Source organism: Pseudoalteromonas sp. GW168-MNA-CIBAN-0100 (assembly GCF_040309225.1).
In the GTDB taxonomy this organism is placed as follows: Bacteria; Pseudomonadota; Gammaproteobacteria; order Enterobacterales; family Alteromonadaceae; genus Pseudoalteromonas; species Pseudoalteromonas arctica.
The window spans coordinates 1-242 of the sequence record NZ_JBEOOL010000986.1 but is presented as its reverse complement, the minus strand read 5'-3'; the positions used below and the strand labels follow the sequence as shown (position 1 = coordinate 242).

Sequence of the window (242 nt, the reverse complement as noted above, 5' to 3'; positions counted from 1 at the left end):
GTATTTTGAGCCAGCAAAGTGGGTTGCTAAGCTGCGTGACTATAAAACAGATGACAATAAGTTACTGTTTAAAATTGATATGGAAGCAGGGCATGGCGGTGCATCAGGGCGCTTTAAGCGCTTAGAAGATACCGCGCTAAACTATGCATTTATGCTCGATTTAATGGGTATTAAAGAGTAAGCAAAGTACAACCATTGAGTAATAAGCTAAAGGCATCATTTAAAAGTGATGCCTTAATTTA

1 protein-coding gene is annotated in these 242 nt (G+C 38.4%); it reads left to right on the top strand.

Going from position 1 to position 242, the window contains the following annotated elements; translation table 11 throughout:
• Positions 1-181, top strand: a 181-nt coding sequence (locus tag AAEY62_RS24295; protein ID WP_350637034.1) for a prolyl oligopeptidase family serine peptidase, incomplete at its 5' end; no start/stop codon positions are given.
• Positions 182-242: the final 61 nt, after the last annotated feature.